This window comes from Streptomyces sp. NPDC044571 (assembly GCF_040647115.1).
GTDB lineage: Bacteria > Actinomycetota > Actinomycetes > Streptomycetales > Streptomycetaceae > Streptomyces.
Map to the genome: position 1 here is coordinate 1 of NZ_JBEZBN010000021.1, position 20,865 is coordinate 20,865.

At 69.4% G+C, this 20,865-nt stretch carries 23 protein-coding genes, 1 tRNA gene and 3 pseudogenes; 18 read left to right on the forward strand and 9 right to left on the reverse strand.

What is annotated here, in order from left to right; translation table 11 throughout:
* Positions 1 to 111: 111 nt before the first annotated feature.
* Both AB0B01_RS13665 and dcd read right to left on the reverse strand, forming a co-directional pair.
* A complete protein-coding gene (locus AB0B01_RS13665) occupies positions 112 to 609 on the reverse strand; it encodes a phosphoribosyltransferase (RefSeq protein WP_361717133.1) in 498 nt (165 codons plus the stop codon).
* Positions 606 to 1,193, reverse strand: a complete 588-nt coding sequence (dcd, locus tag AB0B01_RS13670) for a dCTP deaminase (protein ID WP_356852054.1) — start codon at positions 1,191 to 1,193, stop codon at positions 606 to 608. The genes AB0B01_RS13665 and dcd overlap by 4 nt, the downstream gene beginning before the upstream one ends.
* Before the next feature lie 475 nt (positions 1,194 to 1,668).
* On the opposite strand from dcd, the gene AB0B01_RS13675 reads away from it, so the two are divergent.
* Positions 1,669 to 1,742, forward strand: a tRNA-Gly gene (locus AB0B01_RS13675).
* Positions 1,743 to 1,839: 97 nt separating this feature from the next.
* Here AB0B01_RS13675 and AB0B01_RS13680 read toward each other — a convergent pair.
* Entirely contained in the window at positions 1,840 to 2,754 is a 915-nt protein-coding gene (locus AB0B01_RS13680) for a LysR substrate-binding domain-containing protein (RefSeq protein ID WP_361717136.1), read from the reverse strand.
* A 71-nt stretch (positions 2,755 to 2,825) separates the two neighbouring features.
* Here AB0B01_RS13680 and AB0B01_RS13685 point away from each other — a divergent pair, with 71 nt between their 5' ends.
* The 6 genes from AB0B01_RS13685 to AB0B01_RS13710 all read left to right on the forward strand — a co-directional run bounded on the left by AB0B01_RS13685 (position 2,826) and on the right by AB0B01_RS13710 (position 7,489).
* Complete coding sequence (locus AB0B01_RS13685) at positions 2,826 to 3,479, forward strand: maleylpyruvate isomerase family mycothiol-dependent enzyme (protein ID WP_361717139.1); 654 nt, start codon at positions 2,826 to 2,828, stop codon at positions 3,477 to 3,479.
* Between the two features lie 5 nt (positions 3,480 to 3,484).
* A complete protein-coding gene (locus AB0B01_RS13690) occupies positions 3,485 to 4,012 on the forward strand; it encodes a DUF1772 domain-containing protein (RefSeq protein ID WP_361717142.1) in 528 nt (175 codons plus the stop codon).
* 598 nt (positions 4,013 to 4,610) lie between these two features.
* Entirely contained in the window at positions 4,611 to 4,814 is a 204-nt protein-coding gene (locus AB0B01_RS13695) for a cold-shock protein (protein WP_008734853.1), read from the forward strand.
* Positions 4,815 to 5,132: 318 nt separating this feature from the next.
* On the forward strand, positions 5,133 to 6,665 hold the full coding sequence (locus AB0B01_RS13700) for a DEAD/DEAH box helicase (RefSeq protein ID WP_361717145.1): 1,533 nt from the start codon (positions 5,133 to 5,135) through the stop codon (positions 6,663 to 6,665).
* Between the two features lie 46 nt (positions 6,666 to 6,711).
* Positions 6,712 to 7,128 carry a CBS domain-containing protein gene (locus AB0B01_RS13705; protein ID WP_361717148.1) on the forward strand — a complete coding sequence of 139 codons (417 nt, stop codon included), beginning with the start codon at positions 6,712 to 6,714 and terminating at the stop codon, positions 7,126 to 7,128.
* A gap of 49 nt (positions 7,129 to 7,177) precedes the next feature.
* Entirely contained in the window at positions 7,178 to 7,489 is a 312-nt protein-coding gene (locus AB0B01_RS13710; protein ID WP_361717151.1) for an SCO5918 family protein, read from the forward strand.
* A gap of 106 nt (positions 7,490 to 7,595) precedes the next feature.
* On the opposite strand, the gene AB0B01_RS13715 is transcribed toward AB0B01_RS13710, so the two are convergent.
* Together AB0B01_RS13715 and AB0B01_RS13720 are read right to left on the reverse strand one after the other, a co-directional pair.
* Positions 7,596 to 7,955 carry a hypothetical protein gene (locus AB0B01_RS13715; protein ID WP_361717154.1) on the reverse strand — a complete coding sequence of 120 codons (360 nt, stop codon included), beginning with the start codon at positions 7,953 to 7,955 and terminating at the stop codon, positions 7,596 to 7,598.
* 55 nt (positions 7,956 to 8,010) lie between these two features.
* Positions 8,011 to 8,400, reverse strand: a pseudogene (locus AB0B01_RS13720) (ATP-binding protein); the annotation flags it as partial.
* 1,077 nt (positions 8,401 to 9,477) lie between these two features.
* Between AB0B01_RS13720 and AB0B01_RS13725 the strand changes: the two are divergent.
* Both AB0B01_RS13725 and AB0B01_RS13730 read left to right on the forward strand, forming a co-directional pair.
* Positions 9,478 to 9,816, forward strand: a complete 339-nt coding sequence (locus AB0B01_RS13725) for a MerR family transcriptional regulator (RefSeq protein WP_361717157.1) — start codon at positions 9,478 to 9,480, stop codon at positions 9,814 to 9,816.
* Positions 9,817 to 10,065: 249 nt separating this feature from the next.
* The gene (locus AB0B01_RS13730; protein ID WP_030224583.1) at positions 10,066 to 10,269 is read left to right on the forward strand and encodes a cold-shock protein; all 204 of its coding nucleotides are present in this window, start codon (positions 10,066 to 10,068) and stop codon (positions 10,267 to 10,269) included.
* Positions 10,270 to 11,296: 1,027 nt separating this feature from the next.
* Here the strand turns inward: AB0B01_RS13730 and AB0B01_RS13735 are convergent.
* Positions 11,297 to 12,082 (reverse strand): hemolysin III family protein, encoded by a 786-nt coding sequence (locus AB0B01_RS13735; RefSeq protein ID WP_361717160.1) that lies wholly within the window; start codon positions 12,080 to 12,082, stop codon positions 11,297 to 11,299.
* Between the two features lie 220 nt (positions 12,083 to 12,302).
* Between AB0B01_RS13735 and AB0B01_RS13740 the strand changes: the two genes are divergently transcribed.
* Positions 12,303 to 12,863: a hypothetical protein gene (locus AB0B01_RS13740; protein WP_361717163.1), complete on the forward strand. Its 561-nt coding sequence runs from the start codon at positions 12,303 to 12,305 to the stop codon at positions 12,861 to 12,863.
* Positions 12,864 to 12,957: 94 nt separating this feature from the next.
* Here the strand turns inward: AB0B01_RS13740 and AB0B01_RS13745 are convergent.
* Together AB0B01_RS13745 and AB0B01_RS13750 are read right to left on the reverse strand one after the other, a co-directional pair.
* Positions 12,958 to 13,236: pseudogene (locus tag AB0B01_RS13745) on the reverse strand (site-specific integrase); the annotation flags it as partial.
* A 163-nt stretch (positions 13,237 to 13,399) separates the two neighbouring features.
* A pseudogene (locus AB0B01_RS13750) lies at positions 13,400 to 13,537 on the reverse strand (excisionase); the annotation flags it as partial.
* Positions 13,538 to 14,572: 1,035 nt separating this feature from the next.
* Here AB0B01_RS13750 and AB0B01_RS13755 point away from each other — a divergent pair.
* The 5 genes from AB0B01_RS13755 to AB0B01_RS13775 are packed head-to-tail and all read left to right on the forward strand — an operon-like array spanning position 14,573 to position 17,752.
* A complete protein-coding gene (locus tag AB0B01_RS13755; protein ID WP_361717166.1) occupies positions 14,573 to 14,983 on the forward strand; it encodes a hypothetical protein in 411 nt (136 codons plus the stop codon).
* A 9-nt stretch (positions 14,984 to 14,992) separates the two neighbouring features.
* A complete protein-coding gene (locus AB0B01_RS13760; RefSeq protein WP_361717169.1) occupies positions 14,993 to 15,721 on the forward strand; it encodes an ABC transporter ATP-binding protein in 729 nt (242 codons plus the stop codon).
* Positions 15,718 to 16,671, forward strand: coding sequence for a hypothetical protein (locus AB0B01_RS13765; protein ID WP_361717172.1), 954 nt, complete (start codon positions 15,718 to 15,720; stop codon positions 16,669 to 16,671). Before AB0B01_RS13760 ends, AB0B01_RS13765 begins: the two co-directional genes overlap by 4 nt.
* Positions 16,671 to 16,853: a hypothetical protein gene (locus AB0B01_RS13770; protein ID WP_361717175.1), complete on the forward strand. Its 183-nt coding sequence runs from the start codon at positions 16,671 to 16,673 to the stop codon at positions 16,851 to 16,853. The genes AB0B01_RS13765 and AB0B01_RS13770 overlap by 1 nt, the downstream gene beginning before the upstream one ends.
* On the forward strand, positions 16,853 to 17,752 hold the full coding sequence (locus AB0B01_RS13775; protein ID WP_361717178.1) for a hypothetical protein: 900 nt from the start codon (positions 16,853 to 16,855) through the stop codon (positions 17,750 to 17,752). Before AB0B01_RS13770 ends, AB0B01_RS13775 begins: the two co-directional genes overlap by 1 nt.
* Positions 17,753 to 17,780: 28 nt before the next feature.
* Here the strand turns inward: AB0B01_RS13775 and AB0B01_RS13780 are convergent, their stop codons facing one another.
* Entirely contained in the window at positions 17,781 to 17,993 is a 213-nt protein-coding gene (locus tag AB0B01_RS13780) for a hypothetical protein (RefSeq protein WP_361717181.1), read from the reverse strand.
* Positions 17,994 to 18,004: 11 nt separating this feature from the next.
* On the opposite strand from AB0B01_RS13780, the gene AB0B01_RS13785 reads away from it, so the two are divergent.
* From AB0B01_RS13785 to AB0B01_RS13795, 3 genes are all read left to right on the forward strand, one after another.
* Positions 18,005 to 18,271: a helix-turn-helix domain-containing protein gene (locus AB0B01_RS13785; RefSeq protein WP_361717396.1), complete on the forward strand. Its 267-nt coding sequence runs from the start codon at positions 18,005 to 18,007 to the stop codon at positions 18,269 to 18,271.
* Between the two features lie 237 nt (positions 18,272 to 18,508).
* Positions 18,509 to 19,453, forward strand: coding sequence for an RNA polymerase sigma-70 factor (locus AB0B01_RS13790; RefSeq protein WP_361717184.1), 945 nt, complete (start codon positions 18,509 to 18,511; stop codon positions 19,451 to 19,453).
* A 112-nt stretch (positions 19,454 to 19,565) separates the two neighbouring features.
* Positions 19,566 to 20,768, forward strand: a complete 1,203-nt coding sequence (locus tag AB0B01_RS13795; RefSeq protein WP_361717187.1) for an FAD-dependent oxidoreductase — start codon at positions 19,566 to 19,568, stop codon at positions 20,766 to 20,768.
* The last annotated feature ends 97 nt before the right edge of the window (positions 20,769 to 20,865 follow it).

A 20,865-nucleotide genomic window follows, 5' to 3' on the forward strand; every position in this document is an offset into this window, starting at 1 on the left:
CCACCGAGGTGATGACCTTCGCGCCCGACGGTGCCCACACCCCGGAGTCCATCGCGGCGGCCCGCTCGCTCAACGCGGAGCTGCTGGAGCGCGGGCTCGTTCGTCACGCCGTCAGGCGTCGAGGACCTGACCCTCGCGCTTCACGACGGGCGGCTCGACCGACCAGGGGAACTCGATCCAGTCGTCGGTGCGCTTCCAGACGTACTCGCACTTCACCAGCGAGTGGGACTTCTCGTAGATCACCGCGGACCGGACGTCGGCGACCGTCCCCAGGCAGAAGTCGTGGACGAGCTTCAGCGTCTTGCCGGTGTCGGCCACGTCATCGGCGATGAGGACCTTCTTGTCGGAGAAGTCGATCGCGTCCGGGACCGGCGCCAGCATGACCGGCATCTCCAGCGTGGTGCCGACGCCCGTGTAGAACTCGACGTTCACCAGGTGGATGTTCTTGCAGTCCAGCGCATACGCCAGCCCGCCCGCGACGAAGACCCCGCCCCGGGCGATGCTCAGGATGATGTCGGGCTCGTAGCCGTCGTCGGCGATGGTCTGCGCCAGCTCGCGCACGGCACGCCCGAAGCCCTCGTAGTTCAGGCTCTCGCGTACGTCACTCATGCCTCGTGCCTTACCTGGGTGCGGTGGAAGTTCTGGAACGAACGCGAGGCCGTGGGCCCGCGCTGGCCCTGGTACCGCGATCCGTACCGCTCACTCCCGTACGGGAACTCGGCAGGCGAGCTGAGCCGGAACATGCACAACTGCCCGATCTTCATGCCCGGCCAGAGCTTGATCGGCAGCGTGGCGAGGTTCGACAGCTCCAGGGTCACGTGCCCCGAGAAACCGGGGTCGATGAAGCCGGCGGTCGAATGCGTCACCAGGCCCAGACGGCCCAGGCTGGACTTCCCCTCCAGTCTGGAGGCGATGTCCTCGGGCAGCGAGATGACCTCGTACGTGGAGGCGAGCACGAACTCGCCCGGATGCAGAATGAACGCCTCGTCGCCCTCGGGCTCGACGAGCCGCGTCAGGTCGGGCTGCTCGATGGCGGGGTCGATGTGGGCGTAGCGGTGGTTCTCGAACACACGGAAGAACCGGTCGAGGCGCACATCGATGCTGGAGGGCTGCACCATCGATTCCTCGAACGGGTCGATGCGAACCCGTCCGCTGTCGATCTCGGCCCGGATGTCTTTGTCTGAGAGAAGCACGTCCCGAGGATACGCAGGCGCGCGGGCCACCCCCAATCGAGAGCGGACCCCGCGCGCCCTGATCGCCTTCCGCTACCGCTTGGCCGCCCCGCCCACGGGCACGGCATGCCTCAGCCGCGCGCACCGCGGACACCGCAGCAGCCGTCCGGGACCGATCCGGCCGGCACCGAGGTGCTGCAGCGGGAACGAGGCGGTGCTGAAAACGTGCCCTTCGGCACAACGGACGACGGTGTGCTCCATCGAGTCCCTTTCCCCAACCAGCTGTACTGCGACGAATCGCCACATTAGGGGATGTTCAGGATCCGTCTCCAGCCGCCACTCCATCGGCACCCGCACCGGTACGTTACGCCCCAACTCCCGCCCCCACGACCCCCGGTGCCCCCCACACACGACAACGACCCCGCGGCCGATTCACCGGGGGTCGATCTTGGGGTAGAGTGTCCAACGATAGGGCTCCGGGCAACTGGAACCCTGCGCGGATGTAGTTTAATGGTAGAACATGAGCTTCCCAAGCTTATAGCGCGGGTTCGATTCCCGTCATCCGCTCCACAGCAAAGCCCCAGGTCAGCGACCCGGGGCTTTTGTGTTGCCCAGACCTCCTCGTGGACCCGTGCCATGCGCGTGCCATAACCGCCTTCGCCGCCGGTCAGGTTGGACTGAGGGTGGTACGCAACAGGTTCAGGAGGACGGTGGCGGCGGGGCTGGAGGGGGCGTCCGTCCGCCAGGCCAGAGCGACCCGGCCGCGCAGCGGCGGCTCGGTGATCTCCAGCGTCCGCAGCCCGAGGGCTGACGCCGAGCCGGCGGGGAGGGCCGGAAGCACCGCCACGCCGAGGCCGCGGGCAGCGAGCTGTGCGAGGAACAGCGGAGCGGCTGCCTCGAAGGCGATGCGGGGCCGGAACCCGGCCTGCGTGCACGCGCGGTCGAGTACCCCGCGCAGCCCTGTGCCACGCGGCAGGCTGATCAGCGGGCGATCACGGAGCTCAGACAGCGGAATGCTCGTACGGTCCGGGGGTGCGAGGGCCGGATCGTCCAGGGCGACGCCTGCGACCAGGGATTCGTCGACCAGGACCTGGACGGAGATGCCCGGCGGGGGTTGCTCGTCCGCGAGTCCGATCACGGCGATGTCGAGCTCCCCGCGATTCAGTGCGGTGAGCATCCGTTCCGAGGTGTCCTCGGTCAGGGCGATCTCGACCTGGGGGTGGTCCTCGTGGAAGCCGGCCAGGATGGCGGCCAGGTCGAACTCGTGGGCTGCCGCGGCTGCGCCCGAGACGAGGCCGAGGGTGACGTGTCCGCGCAGCAATCCGGTGAACTCGTCCGCGGTCCGCCGTACCGCCTCCACAGCGGCGAGCGCGGCCCGCGCGTACGGCAGTACGGCCTCGCCCACCTCCGTCAGGGTCACCGACCGGCTGGAGCGGTCGAGCAGCGGCTGCCCGAGTTCCTTTTCGAGCTGGCGGACTTGGGCACTCACCCCCGGCTGCGCCAGGTGCAGACGGGCGGCGGCGCGAGTGAAGTTGGCTTCCTCCGCGACCGTGACGAAGTACCGCAGCTGCCGAATGTCCATAACTGATCATTCTAGTTGCGAGACATTCAAAGTCTTGGACTTATGGCGGGGCTGCCGAGAGCCTTGAGGCCATGGGGAACACGACGCACCGGAGCCCGGCAGCAGACACCAAAGCCGCGATCACAGCCGAACGCCGGGAGCCGGCAGCCGTACTGGAAGGCTTGTCTGCCGAGGAGTGGGATGCTCCGAGCCTGTGCGGAGGTTGGCGGGTACGGGAGGCCGCGGCCCACATGACGATGGGGTTCCGGTACTCGCTCCCAAAGATGGCGCGAGAACTGATCAACGCGCGAGGCAGCCTCCACCGGATGACCGACCGATGCGCCCACAAGGACGCGGCCGCCCATTCGACGCGCGAGCTCGCCGCCTTCCTCGGTGACAACGTGGATCATCCCTGGAAGCCGCCGGTCGGGGGGATCGAGGCGGCCCTGGGCCACGACGTGGTCCACGGCCTGGACATCACCGTCGCGCTGGGCCTCGGCCGCCGGGTTCCCGAGGAGCGCGTGCGCATCCTCCTCGAAAGCATCGACGCCAGGACCCTCAAGTTCTTCGGAGCAGACCTGGGCGGTATCGAACTCCGCGCCGATGACCTCGACTGGTCCTTCGGCACCGGATCGGCCCTGTCCGGGGCCGCACAGGATCTCCTCCTGCTCGCCTACGGCCGGCGGCTCCCCCCAGGGCACCTACGCGGCGAACCGGCCGATCGCTTCCTCGCCGCGAAGGCATGACGAACGTGCGCATCCGACTCCTCCAGGGGCTCGCCCTGCTCGCCACCGGTCTCCTCGCCGGCGCATTCGGCTACGGTGCGGCCAACCTCGTCCCCACCTTCAACGCGGTACCGCTCGACATGCGCCTGTCCTTCCACGCCGAGCTGATGAAAATGAACGGCATCACCATGCAGGCCGCGATGGCCGTGTCGACGCTGAGCTCCCTCACTCTCGCGACCCTGACACGCGGCCGCGCCCGGCTGATCTCGGGTACGGCAGGTCTGCTGACCCTCGCTTCGTTCCTGATAACCCGGCTCGGCAATGTGCCGATCAACGGCCGGATCAAGGAATGGGCGCTCACCTCGGCACCGATCGATCACGCGGAGATCCTGCGGCGCTGGGAACTCTTCAACAACCTGCGCACGCTCACCGCCCTCACCGCGTTCGCTCTGCTGATCATCCTCTCCCTGAGGCCGAGTGCGGGAGCCATTCCAGGCGTCAGCGGCCCTGCCGGCGGCGACTCGCAGTCGATCCGCGCCCTCACGCCTCCGTGAGGCGCCGCCATGAGGGACGTGCCCCAACCGTGCCCACAAGGACGGTCAACAGCGGTCGGAACCGGGGCGCAGAGAGGACCCGGAAGGCGCTTCGAAGGGTAGGTCCCCGCAGGTCAGAAGCCCTATGAACACGGTGCGCGCCGTAGATTCCCAAGCTCATGGCGCGGGTTCGATTCCCGTCATCCGCTCCATGACAAAGCCCCAGGTCAGCGACTTCGCGTTCGTTGTCGTACAGGACCTCACCGCCGCGATGACCTCGCTGCCGCATCCTGCAGCCGACGGCGAGCACTTGAAACGCTGCGCTCGGGGTGAATCAATATCTGTCACCGCGACCTAAGAATTTAACGGATCCCGCGGAGAGAGTTTCTACCGCCACACGGCAGCCGGAAATATTCAACCCACACAAGCCGCCGTAGCGTGCTACTGTCGATCTCGGTTGCAGTTTTGGTACCCAAGAACTTCAAGCGCCTCCAGTCGGGCTTCGGGCCGGCAGGAAGCGCTTTGTATTTCCCGGTCAATTTCCGGGCGGGGCATCATCGCGGCGACACGGCGTCTGCACAGTGCAGACGTTGATGTATTGCCCCAAAGGAGATATGACATGGCTGCTGGTACCGTCAAGTGGTTCAACGCGGAAAAGGGTTTCGGCTTCATCGAGCAGGACGGTGGCGGCGCTGACGTGTTCGCCCACTACTCGAACATCGCCGCCCAGGGCTTCCGCGAGCTGAACGAGGGCCAGAAGGTCACCTTCGACATCGCGCAGGGCCAGAAGGGCCCGACGGCCGAGAACATCGTTCCCGCCTGACGCTGACACGCATTCTGCAGCTGGGGCCCGCATCCCTCGGGGTGCGGGCCCCAGCTGCATGCATTGCCCGCGGTGCGTTTCACCCGCGGCAGTAAGCATTGAGAGATCCGGCCGACTGGCCCTCTCGGAGCTGCACCGGATTTCGTTTCTTGGTTGCCGCGTCCACATGACGCCACCTTATTTCAGCGTCTGAGCCCGAACAGATTCCTGTCCGCCAGATCCGCTATCGCATGCCATTCGGCCCGTTCTCGCAATTCCGTGCGCCGCTCCTACGCTGCGGGAATTCCTTGATACGTGCCGTATCAAGGAAGGTTCCGCATGAACCCCACACGTACGAACGAGCGCTCTTCTCGCACCCGCGGCCGCACCGGCGGCCCCGCTTTCGGCACCGGCTCCGGTTCGGGGCGGGGCAGCCGCTTCGGCTCGTCGACCCCGAGCCGAAGCGGAGCCCCGAGCCGTTCCGGAGGCCCGAGCCGCTCGGGCGGCTACGGCCGCCGACCCGCCGCGATCCAGGGCGAGTTCGCACCGCCGAAGACGATCACCCCCGCGCTGCCCGCCGTCGAGGCCTTCGCCGACCTCGACATGCCGGCCCAGCTGCTCACCACGCTCACCCGTGAGGGCATGGCCACACCGTTCCCGATCCAGGCCGCGACGCTGCCCAACACGCTCGCGGGCCGCGACGTCCTCGGCCGCGGCCGTACCGGTTCCGGCAAGACCCTGGCCTTCGGCCTCGCGCTGCTGGCCCGTACGGCCGGCCAGAGCGCCGAGTCGGGTCAGCCGCTCGCGCTGATCCTCGTACCGACGCGAGAGCTCGCCCAGCAGGTCACCGCCGCGCTCACCCCCTACGCCCGGGCGGTCAAGCTGCGCCTGGCCACCGTGGTCGGCGGCATGCCGATCCACCGCCAGGCCGGTGCGCTGCGCGCCGGAGCCGAAGTGGTCGTCGCCACGCCCGGCCGCCTCAAGGACCTCATCGACCGCGGTGACTGCCGCCTGAACCAGGTCGCCGTCACCGTCCTCGACGAGGCCGACCAGATGGCCGACATGGGCTTCATGCCGCAGGTCACCGCCCTCCTCGACCAGGTACGTCCCGAGGGCCAGCGGATGCTGTTCTCCGCCACTCTCGACCGCAACGTCGACCTGCTGGTCCGCCGCTACCTGACCGACCCGGTCGTGCACTCCGTCGACCCCTCGCAGGGCGCGGTGACCACGATGGAGCACCACGTCCTGCACGTCCACGGCACCGACAAGCAGCGGACGACGACGGAGATCGCGGCCCGCGACGGCCGGGTGATCATGTTCCTGGACACCAAGCACGCCGTGGACCGCCTCACCCAGGACCTCCTCGACAGCGGGGTCCGCGCCGCGGCCTTGCACGGCGGGAAGTCCCAGCCGCAGCGGACCCGGACCCTGGCCCAGTTCAAGACCGGCCACGTCACCGTGCTGGTCGCCACCAACGTGGCGGCGCGCGGCATCCACGTCGACAACCTGGACCTCGTCGTCAACGTCGACCCGCCGACCGACCCCAAGGACTACCTGCACCGCGGCGGCCGTACCGCCCGCGCCGGCGAGTCCGGCAGCGTCGTCACCCTCGTCACCCCCAACCAGCGCCGCGAGATGGCCCGCCTGATGCAGGCCGCGGGCATCACCCCGCAGACCACCCAGGTCCGCTCGGGCGACGAGGCCCTGAACCGCATCACCGGCGCCCAGGCACCCTCCGGCATCCCGGTCACCATCACCGCACCGGCGTCCGAGCGCCCCAAGCGCAGCACGGCCTCCCGCGGTCGGCGCAGGCCCGCTTCGGCTGCCCGGCGCGCGAGCCTGCGACAGACCGCCTTCGACGCGGCAGCCTGAGAACCACGTGATCAGGACACTGACCCACTTCTGCAGGAGGCACCTTTTGACGCTGGTCCAGATGCAGCCCCGCCCGGCGCATGCCGATGCCCATACCGACCTCGTCCACCGGACGGTGGACGACGCCATGGAAGCGGCCGGTCCACAGGTTTGCGACGACATGACCGTCGAGGTGGCCCTGGCCGTCATGGCCGGCGCCCGCGCGGACCATCTGCTCGTCTGCGACGAGGACGGCCTGTGCACCGGGCTGGTCACCCACGCCCAGCTCACCACCGTCCGCGACAGCGCGGCGTACACGGACCGGACCCGTCTGCGCGATGTCCTCGGCGACCGCGGGCCGTTCACCTCGCCCATGACGACGATGGCCGAGGCCGACCACGCGATGCGGTACCGCAGGCTCACCGCCCTGCCCGTCGTGGACGAACAAGGCAGCGCCCTGGGCGTCCTCGCCCTCAGCCGCTGAACCACCGCACCGTGGTCGGACCGTTCCCCCTTCACCCTGTGAGGCATCCATGCGCTGTGTCATCGCCCGTTTCCCGTTCGACCTGACCAAAAGCGGTGTCCTGGAATCGATGAAGGGCATCAAGCCCGAGCAGGTCATCGGCGAGTCAGTGATCATCGGCCGCCGCACCTACCCCGTCAAGCAGGTCGGCCAGGTCATCACCCGCCAGGACCGCCGCGACTTCAGCGCCGGCGAGGTCCTCCGCGCCATGACCCAGCTCGGCTTCACCTGCCGCGGCCTTCCCACGGCCGCAGCACCCACGCGTGTCCTCAGCCCGCTCCAGCAGGCATCCGCGATGCTCGGGCACCCCGTTACCGTCTGACCGACGGGACCGGCGCGAGCCGACACGGACACAGCGACGAGGGCCCGACCGGCACGTGCCGGTCGGGCCCTCCTGCGTACCGACGGCTTCTCTACGCGGCGCAGGGTCAGTGGTCGGAGTAGCTGAAGTCGCCCACGGTCCAGGCACTGACATCCGCGATCGAGACTCGATACATCCCACCTGTCTCCGGGATCCCCACCGTGCCCTGCAGGATGCGGGCCACATGGAAGTGCAGATGGGTTGGCGGCCCGTCCCGGCGGGTCGTGGCGGTGAAGATGCCGGAGAACTCGGCCAGGCGGGCCGAGTCCGTCAGGACCTCCGACACCCGCTGCCTCCACACGGCTTCGGGGGCCAGCCGACCGGTGATGACAGCACCGCTGGTGACCACGGTCAGGGACATCTGGTTGCTCTGCCCGGACTCCACCAGGGTGGCGACATCAACGAGCAGCTGGTCAGGCTTCGACATGAGAGCCGATTCTATTCACCGGCCTTTCCGCCCGCTCCAGCGGTCGCGCTACCAGGCGAGAAGGGCACGCAGGCACCGTCTTCCCGCCGGAGGCCCGACGGGTGACCGCGGTCGCTCGGGCGAGTCTGTTGACCAGGGGCCAGCCGAACCCCCCGGTGCCACCGTCCATGTCAGGGGTGCGCATACGCGGCGCGTGCGGGCTGGGATCGTGGACGGCCACCTCAATGCCCTCCGCGTGAGCCGTCAGTTCCAAGGTGCAGGTCCCTCCGCCATGGCGCAGGGCGTTCGTGACGAGCTCGGACACGACCAAGACCACGGTGTCCGCGGCTTCTGCGGCCATCGCCGGTTGCCGCAGACGATCCACGAAGGCTCGCGCCGCATCGCGCGCATCTGCAACAACCGCCGCGGAACGAATCGTTGCGACGCTCTCAGCCATCGTGTTCATCAGGGTCACCCTGGTCTCTGGATCGTGCGCGCCCGACCTTGCCTACCTGGTCCCTGTGCCCGACCCTCCCCGCGCCAACCCGGCTCCGGTCTCCAAGAGCGTGTCGAAGAGGCGCCAGAGTACGACGCCAATCGGCGAGGCCCGGATCCGTCACGCCTTCGGCTGTGGCCCTTCCGAGCGCCTGACCTGCAGCGCAGGCCGCTCACGGCATGCTGGGCCGACCACGAACGTCTAGCTGTCCTCAACGCGCCGGAAAATCTATGTCGGCCGGAGTAGACATTGAGCTGTGGCGTGGTTATGGTTTCTCTCGTAGCCCAGAGAAACAGCAGGGCCCGGCAGAGACGAACTGCCGGGCGCAGTACCCGCAGTTGCAGTTCGCAGGACGGTGCGGTGGTGGAGTTCCGAAGCCAGAGCGGTTGCAGGACGGCGACGGGACTGACCACCGGACCGGGTGGCCCGCAGTGATCAGGGGCCGCCACAAGCAGTACCGCAGTCAACGCAGTGGCAGTACTCGTAGTAAGCGCAGTTCGCAGTACCAGCAGTGAAGTCAGTGAGCAGCACCTCGGTGAAGGCGTCGGCTGCGGGCGCGCGCACCGGGAAGTTCGGCAGTGGGGTTCTAAGCCAGAGCAGATGCAGGATGGGCAACGGGGCTGGCTGCCGAAGAGTGGCGCCGGGAGAGGCCACCAGCAGTACCAGTAGTGCAAGCAGTAATGCAGTAAACGCAGTTCCAGCAGTACAGCAGTGAGTGCAGTACCCCGCAGTGAGCAGTCTCTCCCGTTGGGTAAGCAGTTGATCACCGAGGGAAGAACGGAGGAGCAGAGCACCATCAGGATCGCCCGGGCGGAAGTCTGAGCCCGGGAACCGCAGGACATCGATAGTGAGGTGGTCTCCGGTCAAGCAACCGCGATCCCCGCACTCCCGGCAGCATCTTGGCCGGGTCGGCGGACACAGAAGGCCGGCGCAGGACTAGGGCCGGCAGATGGTGTAGCAGTTCCTTCGGGGCCCTGGTGCTGTACGTACCAGGGCCCCTCCACGCGTTCTCACCCGTTTCCTCCACCTGTTTCGCAGTGAGGTGCGATGACAGCAGACGATTCGGCCGGCCGTCTCGACGACGACCACTACCCCGCCTACACGATGGGCCGGGCCGCCGAGATGCTCGGCACGACCCCCGCCTTCCTCCGCGCTCTCGGCGAGGCGCGCCTGATCACCCCGCTCCGATCCGCCGGCGGGCACCGCCGCTACTCCCGCCACCAGCTGCGCATCGCAGCCCGCGCCCGCGAACTCGTCGACCACGGCACCCCCGTGGAGGCGGCCTGCCGGATCGTGCTGCTCGAAGTCCGGCTCAAGGAAGCGCAGCGCGTCAATGCCGAGTACCGTCGCGCAGCGGCCAAGGCGCGTACACGGACGGCGGCCTGAGGCAGGCGCGCCCGCTGCTCTCGGCGGGCACGCCCACCCGCATGTGTCGGGGTCGTGACACGTGCTCGTTTCCTCTGGTGACAGCCCGTTGCGGGCGTGTAGCGTCTGCGTCAGCTGTCGTGGTTCGGAAGTTCCCCTTTGCCCACGCCTTCGGCGTGGGCGCTTTGCTGTGCTGTGCCGCAGGAACCAGGGCGATCACCTCCGCCTTCCGCACGTCGTGGGAGGCGTTCATCGACTGGAAGGCATGACATGGCTACGGGAACTGTGAAGTGGTTCAACGCGGAGAAGGGCTTCGGCTTCATCGCCCAGGACGGCGGCGGCCCGGACGTCTTCGCCCACTACTCCGCGATCAACTCCTCGGGCTTCCGCGAGCTCCAGGAAGGTCAGACCGTCACGTTCGACGTCACCCAGGGCCAGAAGGGCCCCCAGGCCGAGAACATCAACCCGGCCTGACCTTCACCACCCACCGGCGGGCACCGAGTCCGGCACGTGAAGCTGCCTCTGCGGCTTCACGTGGGGCCCGGTCAGGACGTGATCGGCGTCGGGGAGTTCGTGGACGTGGGCGGCCTCCCCTTCCAGTGGCAGGAAAGGGCGCAAGGGGCAGGAGGCCTGGGTGTGGTCATGGTCGACTTCCCAGGTCGGCAAGGGTGCGGCGGGGGCGCAGATGGCGGAGACGGCGTAGAGGGTGCCGGAGCAGCCCCGGCACACCAGAGAAGCGTGGATCACGTGAGTGCCTCCGGCTGAACCGACTCGGCTGCGCCTTCCACGGGGTGGAGCTCCCCCGCCCGGTGGAGCTGGCGCAAGGTGATTTCCTTTTCGCGCCCGAGGCCGTCGCGAGAGGCCAGACGCCGCCACAGCGAATCGGGCCGGCAGGGAACGGTGGAGCCGCGGACAGCCCATTCTTCGGTGAGCCGCGTGTACAGCGGTGTGCCCTGGTCCGGGACTTCTCCGGGAGTCCGGCCGCGGGCATGTACCGGGCTACGGAGAGGCCTTCGGTATGCCAGTTCCGGGAGACGGCCAACCCCTCTGCGCTTGCCGCTGCCGGACGGTGCGCTCGCCCTCGAACCCGTCCAATGATCGTCCGTCACGTTCGTCAAAACGATTCTTCCATCCTCCAGGACACCGTTTCCGGTGTGCTGCGACGGTCTCGACCATTGTTCTGGCCGTCGATGAGGCACACACGGTTGGCCCGGGCGGGGCGGCTCATCGCGGGCGGCGGTGGGAGCGGATGCCAGGGCAGGCCAAGGTGCCCCATGGACGGCTCGTTGCGACGACCGACTTCCCCCGCGCCCAGGACAGCAGTCCGCCCCTGGGTTGCTCCCTGAGCTGCGCTTCGGCAGCCCCAAGGATCGGCCGTGTGCCCGGTGCCGATGACCTCCTCACCCAGTGGGCGAAACCTATGACGGCAGTGACCCGAAGCCGACCGGCAACGCGTCGGCCCCGCGCAACCGGGCGTGCGCGCAGCAGGACATCGTCGTGGTCAGTAGGCGACGAGGAAGATGGCGATGTAGTGCGCGGTGAAGGCTGCCACGGTCAAGGCGTGGAACACCTCGTGGTAGCCGAACCAGCGGGGTGAGGGGTCGGGGCGCTGGAGGGCGTAGACAACCGCGCCAGCGCTGTAGAGGAGGCCGCCGGTCACGATCAAGGCGAGTACGGCCACACCGCCACTGTGCAGGAACTCGGACAGGTAACGCACCGGTGCCCAGCCCAGCGCCAGGTAGCAGGGGGTGTACAGCCAGCGGGGAGCTCCGACCCACAGGACGCGGAAGGTGATTCCCGCCAGCGCGCCCGTCCACACGATCCACAGGAGGACAGACCTCTGGTGAGGGGGGAGAAGGAGCACGGCCAGCGGGGTGCAGGTGCCTGCGATGATCAGGAAGATGTTGGCGTGGTCGAGGCGGCGCAGAACGGCCTCGCCGAGTGGCCCCCAGGTGCCGAGGTGGTAGACGGCACTCGTCCCGAACAGCAGCCAGGCGGTGACGGAGTACACGCTGCAGGCCAGAGCGGCCTGCGGCGTCCCTGCCAGGCAGATGAGGACGATGCCCGCGGCCAGCGATGCGGGGACCATCCCTGCATGAAGCCAGCCTCGTAGCTTCGGCTTGATCGGCTCCACCAGAGCGGCCGCTCGCTCGACCAGGTCGACAACGGGGTGGGAGTCCTCGCCTCCTCCAACCGTTGGTGCGGAACGAACACGACCGGCTTCGGCGTCGTCTCGGGACACTGCTTCCCGTCCTGACTCGGACTGCTGGGCATCACTGGCAACCATGTGTGCATGCTAGGAGCCTGCGCGGAGCGGCAAACCCGGAGGTCTGCCGCAGACCGCCAGACCGGCTTCGCCTGACGTGGCCGGTTCAGCCGCATCATGGTTCCGGTCCTGGCGGTCTGCCGCCAACTGGGGCCGTGGAAGTCGTGTAATTCGACGGGCCATGGGAACGATCAGGGCTCACGAACGGGTCTCTCCGCTCTTCTACGTTCAAGGATCGCCGATGCTTCCCGAGTTCCGCTCCCACGCATCCGTCCCCCTTTCCCATCAGCTGGAACAGCGACTGGGACTGGACCCACGCCTCGAAGCCGGCCACATCGATGTGGAACGCGTCGCGGACATCGCCGTCGTCGCATCGGCCCACTCCGACGGATACGCGGCCACCGCGCACCTCCTCGGACTGCTGGCCGCTCTCCCCGCTCCCACCGCGGCCGGAGAACGCTTCTGGTCGGACTTGTGGAGGTCCTCGGGCTCTCTCTACCTGCTGCCCGCCAACATCAAGGCGTGCGTGCTGAGTTCGCTGTCCGGAGAAGGGACCGGTCTGGCCGGGCAGATCCTCTCGGCTGTCGACGAGATGACGCCGCCCCAGCGCATCGCAGCCGGAGAGGTCATCGGCCAGGCACTTGCCGAGTCCGACCACCTCCCCGACCTGAAAACGCAGGTCATCGGCGAACTGTGGCTCCGGGACCTCGAACTCACCGCCTGGCGCGTCCTGCACGCGGACCACAAATCAGCCGATCCGGCCGGACGAAAAGCCTTCCTCGACGCATGGACAAGTATCTGACCGGCAACATCACCCGTGCCGTTCAACTCCGGCGACCCCGCAGAGCCTGTGAGGGGAGGGGCACCTGACACCTCCCTCTCTCACCCGGCGATCGTCAGGCACCCCTCGCCGCTCTCCTCACCGGTCCCTTGTCGCGTGCAGCACGCACTCGGGCGTCGATGCCCCCGGCGACCTTCCGTTGACGTTCGTCGTCGGAGCGCTGGTAGATCATCGCCGCCTTCTCCGAGGACTGGCCGGCGCGGACCATCGTGTCCTTCAGCGTGGCCCCCGATTGCGTCGAAAGGGTGTGGCCGGTGTGGCGCAGGTCGTAGAAGCGGAAGTCCTTCGGAAGGCCGACCTTGGCACGGGTCTTGGCCCACTTCCGGCCGAAGGATTGGTCAGGGTGAGCCAGTCCTGCGCGTCGGTCTTCGTCACGAAGGTCTCCGGGGCCGTGCGCCGACTGCCATCGGGTGCCCAATAGCGCGCCTGCCAACGGCCGGACGCGAGCTGACGGGTGGTGCCGAATTCGCGCCGCCGCTGCGGCTTGCAGGCCGCCATCAGGCCGCCTTCCCGAAGCGGGAACGCGCTTCGCGAAGGGTGGGGACGGTGCTGGCCTCGATGTACGCGGCCAGGACGCTGTCGGCGATGCGGACGTGCTTGCCAACCTTGACGTAGCGGATGCGGCGTTCCTGGACACCCGAGCGGCATTGATTCCCAAGCTCGTAGCGCGGGTTAGATTCCCGTCATCCGCTCTTGAACGAAGGCCCTGGTCAAAGGCCAAAGCCTCTGTCGTTGTCTAGACCCGCTCAGGAGTTCGCGCCACTTGCGCACCACTTGACCCCTGGGCGGCTGCTCGGCCGACGGCCTTCTTCGGGGCGGCCCGCACCATCCCGTCCAGCCCGCCGGCCACCTCCCTCTGCCGCTCGTGACGTACGGACGCTCCCTCTGCCAAGCGTGGTCGGAGTGACCTACCCGCACCCTTGGTCGCCCACCTAGCGTCGTACGAGGCATGAGCCCACAGCAGTGACCCAGACCAGCGCTGGTGCCGGCCGGCGAGATCGCACGAGCTTCAGGCTGGTACCTCGCCAGGTCAGTTCGGAGTCGTCCACACGTCGTGGCACACAAGGGGTCGCGTACGACAAGTGCAACACCTCGCGCCGCACGGCCGGCAAGCCTCCGTGCGCTTCCGCTGCTTGCTTCTGGGCGGAAGGCCTCCAGCTCCAACGCCCATCCGCCTCGGCACGAAGGGCGTGTCCGCTTCCACAGCCTGGGGGCGGCGGGAACGGCCAGCGGGTCCGGAGGGGCCGCTCCCACGTGCTCCAGCACCACCTCGGACGGCAGGCCTTCGGCGGGGCCACCGCGCATTCGGTACCGAGTTCGTGCGCTCCTTTGCTGCATGTGCAGGGCTGCGCCCGCAAACGATCACGCCTGAGGGCGCCGGCGGTCGGCGCAGGACGAGCCCGGGCGCCGGCCGGCACTGCCGCGGGTGCACAACCCCAAGAGCGCCCAACTGCCCGCACGGGCGGGCTAGTTCATCTTGGCGACCGCCACCTGAAGTGGCCCGATCAGGCCACCGGGAGAACAAACGCAAACATCGAAATTTGGCTCGAACATGCCGTCATTTGACCAAAACGAAATAAAAGATGAAGATCATCTTCCGCTGGGTGCCGATGACGGCATGCAGTGCACAGACTCCACCGGGGACGGTGGAGCAATCGGGAGGAAACCCCATGCGTACTCGCATGAAGTCGGCCGTGGTAACGGCATCGCTCGCAGCAGGACTCGTTGGCGCACTCGCGCCGAACGCCTTCGCCGCGTATACGCAGGTCAAGAACTTTTCCTTCATCGACGAGGGCGTGGGTGCGGAGACCGGCCGTTGGTCGGCCCCGGGCAACAGCCAGTCGGCTTCGCAGGACGCGTGCGCCACGAGCAACGGCGCCCAGGGCCGGGTCGGCTACGACTTCAAGATCGACAAGTCCTGGCAGCCCGACCAGTGGGTCGCCTGGCGTGACTGGTCCTGCGACAACGGCACGTTCTGGAAGGAGTTCAACAACGCCCCCGCCGGCAGCTACTACATGCAGATCGCCAACGCCCCGGCCTTCGTTCACTCCTCGGGTCGCGTCGTTTACAACTGGAAGTAATCTCAGACGATGAGCGTCCTTTCCTGTCACGAAGTGACCAAGAGCTTCCGGAAGCACTCCGTGCTGGAAGGGGTTCATCTCAGCCTGGAGGCCGGCGAGATCGTCGGCCTCCTCGGGCTCAACGGCGCGGGCAAGACCACCCTGATGCGGGTGATCACCGGGCTGTCCACCCCCGATTCCGGTGAGGTGCGGCTGTTCGGGGAGGCCTTGCCGATGCGGCCGCGGCAGCTCGACCGGCTCGGGGCCGCGCTCGACGCGCCCGCCTTTCACCGGTGGTCCACCGGGCGCGCCATGCTGCGCACCCTGCTCGACACCGCCGGGCTGCCCGACGGCGGGCGGATCGCCCGCACGCTCGACCGCGTCGGGCTCAGCGGCGCCGCCGACCGGCGGCTCGGGACGTACTCGCAGGGCATGCGGCAGCGGCTGGCCATCGCCGCGGCGCTGCTCAAGCGGCCCGATCTGCTGATCCTCGACGAGCCCACCAACGGGCTCGACCCCGAGGGACTGCGCATGGTGCGGCGGATCGTGGCCGAGGAGGCCGAGCGCGGGGCCGCCGTCCTCGTCTCCAGCCACCAGCTCGACGAGATCCAGCGGATCTGCCACCGCGTGATCATGCTCGCCCAGGGCCGCGTCGTCGCCGCCGGCACCCTCGACGCGCTCGGCTACGACCCGGAAAGCGGTCCGGCCGCCTTCGAGGACTGGTTCTTCGGGCTCGTCGGGAACGGCGGCCGCCAGTGAACCGCCTCGTCCGGGCGGAGACCCGGCGGCTGCTGCGGCACCCGCTCGCCCTCACCCTCGCCGCGCTGTTCGTCTTCGGCTCCCTCTACTGCGCCTGGGTGAGCCAGAGCATGGCCTCGCACAACATCACGCAGGTGCAGGCCAACCTCGACTTCCTCCCCCAATCGTGTGACTCCGCGCGGAACACCCCGCAGCAGAAGGCCGGGTGCCTCGCCGAACTGCCCTTGCAGGCCGCCGGGCTGGAGCGGATCCAGGACAGGTTCACCGCCGAAGGAGTCCGTGCCGCGCAGGCCCAGCACCCGGTGGGCTCGCTGCTGTGGACCGTACGGCTGCTGACGTCCATTCCGGGGCTCGCGCTGTTCGTCATGCTGGCGGCCTTCTCCGTCGCCGGCGAGTGGAGCCGGGGCAGTATCGTGCCGCTCCTCCTCTACGAGTCCCGCCTCAGCAGGCTGCTCGCCGCCAAGGCCCTGGCCGTCTGGGCGTGGAGTGTGGTGCTGCTGTGCGTGTCGGCCGCCGTGACAGCCGCGTTCGGCCTGCTCTACGGCCGCAACGCCTACCCGCTGCCTTCGCCCGGCGCCCTCGGCACCGTCATCGCCGACACCGCACTCGGCGTACTGGCCGGGGCAGCCGTGCTGGCCGGGGCCGCAGCCGTCGCGGTCGCCCTCGGCGCACTGCTGCGCCAGCAGCTGCGCACCTTCCTCACCGGGATGCTGCTGCTCGTCGTGGTGGTCCGCACCTCCGCCGCCCCGGGGCTGGGCGCCTGGCTCCCCGGCGGCGCGCTGGCCGACCTCGTCGGCTTCGGTGCGGTGGACGGGGTCTGGGACCATTTCTGGATCTCCACCGACCCCTCCACGGCCCCCGTCATGCTCCGCGTCCTGCCGACCCTGGCCCTCATCGGCCTGCTCTGGCTCGGGCTGGACCGCCTCAACCGAACCCGGGACCGCGCCTGATGGCCGGTACCCGGCGGCGGCCGGCGCGCGGGGAGGCAAACGCCTGGGCCGGCGAGCTGCGCGCCCTGTGGACCGCTCCCGTATGGGGAGCGACCGCGGCTGTGATGCTGCCGACCCTGGCCCTCATCGGCCTGCTCTGGCTCGGGCTGGACCGCCTCAACCGAACCCGGGACCGCGCCTGATGGCCGGTACCCGGCGGCGGCCGGCGCGCGGGGAGGCAAACGCCTGGGCCGGCGAGCTGCGCGCCCTGTGGACCGCTCCCGTATGGGGAGCGACCGCGGCTGTGATGCTGCTGACCCTGGCGCTCGTCGGCCGGCTCTGGATGTCGGGAGCCTCGTACGGCGTGCTCGACCCCTCGGTGTCGGCGCTCACCTCTCTCCCGTCGGCGCTGCGAGCGGCGGCATGGCAGTTCGCGACCCTGCTGGGTCTCGTCCTCACCGGAGTGGTCGTCGCCACGGGGCTCGGCCAGACCCTGGAAGGCGGCACCTGGAGCGCCCTGCGCCTGTACGAGAACCGGGTCGGGGTGCTGTGGGCCCGCAAGGCCGGCGCCGCACTCGCCCTGTCACTCGCCAGCCAGATCGTCACCGGCGTGCTGCTGTGGCTGAGCACCTCGGCATACGCCCGGCTGTGGCCGGTGCGGCCCCGCGCGGTGCCCCCCGGGTTCGCCGGCGGGACCGTCCACACGTCACCTCCCCTGCCCGTCGAGTCCGCGACCTGGGGCCAGGCCGCAGGCGCGATCGCCGCCGCCCTCCTCGTCCAACTCCTCTTCATCTCCCTGGCCGCCCTCGCGGCGGCCCTGCTGCGCAGCGTCATCGGGACCCTCGCGCTCGGCATCGGCCCCCTGCTGGTGACCGCGCCACTCGTGCTGCTTCCGGCGGCGCCGTTCCTGCCGCACCGCTGGATCGCCGATCTGCTGAACCTGCCCTCCGAGGCCCAATACCAGCTGTACCTCTGGAACCAGGCCCCGCCCGATCCCGCACCCCTGACCGGGTGCCTCGCCCTCGCCGTGGCCGCGGCCCTGGCCGGTGTGGCAGCCTGGGCGGCGCTGCGCTCCGAGCGCGCGCTACGGCCCGTGGACTGACACCGCGGCGGCCCCGGCCATGAGGTCTCTACCTGTCTGTCGGGTTCGGAGTGGCCCTCAGCGTCTCCTGCATGATGCGCGCGCCCTGCTCGCCCATCTCGCTGATGGGACCAGCGAGTTCGTCCGGCGTCACATCGATCGTCCAGATGAAACGGCTGCGCCCTTCGGTGTCGGCGAGGACCTGCATGGAGGCGTGATGGTGCTTCGGTTCCATCGAGCCGCCGACCACCGCGTAGGCCACCCGGCGGGCTCCTGCCCCTCGCGGAGCTCCTCGGCGTCTCGCCCTACCGCCTGAGCCGCTCCTTCACCCGCGAGCTGGGAGTCTCCCTGACCCGCTACCGCAACCGGGTCCGTGTCGGCCGGGCCCTCGACCGTCTCGACGCGGGCGAGGACAGCCTCGCCACGCTCACCGCCGACCTGGGCTTCTCCGACCAGGCCCATCTCTGCCGGACCATGCGCCAGTACCTCGGCCACACGCCAACGGCCCTGCGGCGGCTCCTCGCCCCGGGGTCGCCCTGAGGAAACATCACCCGGGCAGACGGACTCGACCACGGTCCGACCCGTGCCACTACGTGCCAGTGCCAGGAGAGGCGGTGAACAGCGGTCAGGAAGGGTTTTGAGAAGCTCCAGGCCGGCGACCCGGTCCTTCTTCGTTGCGCGGGTCGCTCCAGTCGTCTTCGTCGCGTACTCCTCGCTGCTCAACGGAGAGCGCCTTCTCCCTGCCGCTCCGCCCCGGGGGCGCTTAGGATCGCGGGCATGGCCGTGATCACGAGTGGTGTGGAGCGCTTCGAGACCGCCAGGCCCCGGCTGGAGGCCATTGCCTACCGGCTGCTCGGCTCGGCGAGTGAGGCGGAGGACGCCGTGCAGGAGACGTTCCTGCGCTGGCAGGCGGCCGACGTCGAGCGGATCGAGGTTCCTGAGGCCTGGTTGACGAAGGTCCTCACCAACTGGTGCCTCAACACGCTCACTTCGGCACGCGCCCGGCGCGAGACGTACGTGGGGCGGTGGCTCCCCGAGCCGCTGCTCGCCGGGGACCCGATGCTCGGCCCGGCCGACACCGCCGAGCAGCGCGAGTCGGTGTCGTACGCCGTCCTCGTCCTGCTGGAGCGCTTGTCGCCCAACGAGCGGGCGGTGTACGTGCTGCGCGAGGCCTTCGACTACCCGCACCGGGAGATCGCCGAGATCCTGGAGATCACCGAGGCCGCCTGCCAGCAGATCTACCACCGGGCCAAGAAGCACATCGCGGGCGGCAAGGCACGCACCGAGATCGACGAGGTCGCCGCCCGGAGGATCGTCGAGGAGTTCCTGGCCGCGGCGACCACTGGCCGTACCGAACCCCTCGTACGCCTGCTCACCCAGGACGCCGTGTCGGTCGGCGACGGCGGCGGGAAGGTCCCGGCCCGCGCGAAGGCGTTCGAGGGCGCGCTCGCGGTCGCCACGTTCCTGCGCGGCCTGTTCAAGCCCAGCGCGGCCAAGCGGGCGTATGTCGGCGGGGCGCCCGAGATCTACGCCACGACCGCCAATGGCGAGCCCGCCATCGTGGCGGTCGTGGACGGCCGGGTCGTCGGGATCACCTGCCTGGAGGTCACCGCGGAGGGCATCGCCGCGGTCCGCAGCCAGGTCAACCCGGACAAGCTCGTCCGCGCGACCGAGCAGTGGGCCGCCGCGGACCACGGGGAGGGCCCGCTCCACACCCTCTGAGGAGGTGTGACGCAGGTCACGTTCCGATCCTGTCAGGGAATGGGGGGCTGTCCGGTTCAAGGGGCGAAACCACGCCGGACCACGGCAGCCCCGCCCAGACAGGAGCACGGACATGCAGCACCGCATCGTCGTCCTCGGAGCCGGCTACACCGGTGCCGTCGCCGCCGGCCGCCTCGCCAAGCGGCTGCACCACGAGGACGTCGCCATCACCCTCGTCAACCCCGAGCCCGACTTCGTCGAGCGCGTCCGGCTGCACCAGCTCGCGGCCGGCCAGGACCTCGGGTCCCGGCCGTTCGGCGAGATGTTCGCGGGCACGGGCGTCGAACTGAAGCTCGCGAAGGTCACCGCCGTGGACGTGGACCGCAAGACGGTGACGGTCACCGCCGCGAACAGCCCCGAGCGGGAGGAACTGGAGTACGACACCCTGGTCTACGCCCTCGGCAGCAGCTGGAACGACGGGGGCGTCCCCGGCACCGCCGAACACGCCCACGAGATCTCCACCCGCCCCGGCGCCCTCCGCCTGCGCGATCGCCTGGCCACCCTGGACGCCGGCCGGCCCGTGGTCGTGGTCGGCGGCGGCCTGACGGGCCTGGAGGCCGCGACCGAGATCGCCGAGGCCCGCCCGGACCTCGACGTCGCCCTGGCCGCCCAAGGCGCCCTCGGCGACTGGCTCTCGGAGAAGGGCCGCTCGCACCTGTGGAAGGTGGTGGACAGGCTCGGGATCACCGTCCACGAACACACCGCGGTCAGCGCCGTGGAGGCGGACGGCGTGACGACCGCCGACGGCCGGACCATCCCCGCCGCGGTCACGGTCTGGACCACCGGCTTCGCCGTCCACCCGATCGCCCGCGCCACCGCCCTGGAGCTCGCCGACGACGGCCGGATCGTGGTCGACACCACCATGCGCTCGGCCTCCCACCCGGACGTGTACGCCGTGGGCGACGCGGCGATGGCGACCGGCCCGGGCGGCAAGCCCCTCCGCATGTCCTGCGCCTCGGGCGTCCCCATGGCCTGGCAGGCCGCCGACGCCATCGCCGCGCGTCTCGCCGGCATCAAGGTCCCCCGCGTCTCCATTCGCTACTTCCAGCAGTGCATCTCCCTCGGCCGCAAGGAAGGCCTGATCCAGTTCGTCACCGCCGACGACCGAGCAGTCGACAGCGCCCTGACGGGCCGCGTGGCCGCCCTCTACAAGGAACTGATCTGCAAGGGCGCGGCCTGGGGCGTCGCCAACCCGACGGCCGGCATGCCGTCCCGCCGCCGGCGTGTCGTACGCCAGGAGACCCGCAGCCGCGCACGGGCGGAGGCTGCGGCCTGACCTCGCCGCGGCCGAACTGGTCCCTCCGCCGGGAAGCGGCGTGCCACGACGTGCCGGCAGGACCCGCGCCCGTCCTCGGCGCCGGCTGGGTGGCACG

Coding starts and splice junctions, on each gene's coding strand:
- AB0B01_RS13665 (WP_361717133.1), bottom strand. CDS start 609: ATGAGTGACGTACGCGAGAGCCTGAACTACGAGGGCTTCGGGCGTGCC.
- AB0B01_RS13680 (WP_361717136.1), bottom strand. CDS start 2,754: ATGGACATTCGGCAGCTGCGGTACTTCGTCACGGTCGCGGAGGAAGCC.
- AB0B01_RS13685 (WP_361717139.1), top strand. CDS start 2,826: ATGGGGAACACGACGCACCGGAGCCCGGCAGCAGACACCAAAGCCGCG.
- AB0B01_RS13695 (WP_008734853.1), top strand. CDS start 4,611: ATGGCTGCTGGTACCGTCAAGTGGTTCAACGCGGAAAAGGGTTTCGGC.
- AB0B01_RS13700 (WP_361717145.1), top strand. CDS start 5,133: ATGAACCCCACACGTACGAACGAGCGCTCTTCTCGCACCCGCGGCCGC.
- AB0B01_RS13710 (WP_361717151.1), top strand. CDS start 7,178: ATGCGCTGTGTCATCGCCCGTTTCCCGTTCGACCTGACCAAAAGCGGT.
- AB0B01_RS13715 (WP_361717154.1), bottom strand. CDS start 7,955: ATGTCGAAGCCTGACCAGCTGCTCGTTGATGTCGCCACCCTGGTGGAG.
- AB0B01_RS13725 (WP_361717157.1), top strand. CDS start 9,478: ATGACAGCAGACGATTCGGCCGGCCGTCTCGACGACGACCACTACCCC.
- AB0B01_RS13730 (WP_030224583.1), top strand. CDS start 10,066: ATGGCTACGGGAACTGTGAAGTGGTTCAACGCGGAGAAGGGCTTCGGC.
- AB0B01_RS13735 (WP_361717160.1), bottom strand. CDS start 12,082: ATGGTTGCCAGTGATGCCCAGCAGTCCGAGTCAGGACGGGAAGCAGTG.
- AB0B01_RS13740 (WP_361717163.1), top strand. CDS start 12,303: ATGCTTCCCGAGTTCCGCTCCCACGCATCCGTCCCCCTTTCCCATCAG.
- AB0B01_RS13755 (WP_361717166.1), top strand. CDS start 14,573: ATGCGTACTCGCATGAAGTCGGCCGTGGTAACGGCATCGCTCGCAGCA.
- AB0B01_RS13760 (WP_361717169.1), top strand. CDS start 14,993: ATGAGCGTCCTTTCCTGTCACGAAGTGACCAAGAGCTTCCGGAAGCAC.
- AB0B01_RS13770 (WP_361717175.1), top strand. CDS start 16,671: ATGGCCGGTACCCGGCGGCGGCCGGCGCGCGGGGAGGCAAACGCCTGG.
- AB0B01_RS13775 (WP_361717178.1), top strand. CDS start 16,853: ATGGCCGGTACCCGGCGGCGGCCGGCGCGCGGGGAGGCAAACGCCTGG.
- AB0B01_RS13790 (WP_361717184.1), top strand. CDS start 18,509: ATGGCCGTGATCACGAGTGGTGTGGAGCGCTTCGAGACCGCCAGGCCC.
- AB0B01_RS13795 (WP_361717187.1), top strand. CDS start 19,566: ATGCAGCACCGCATCGTCGTCCTCGGAGCCGGCTACACCGGTGCCGTC.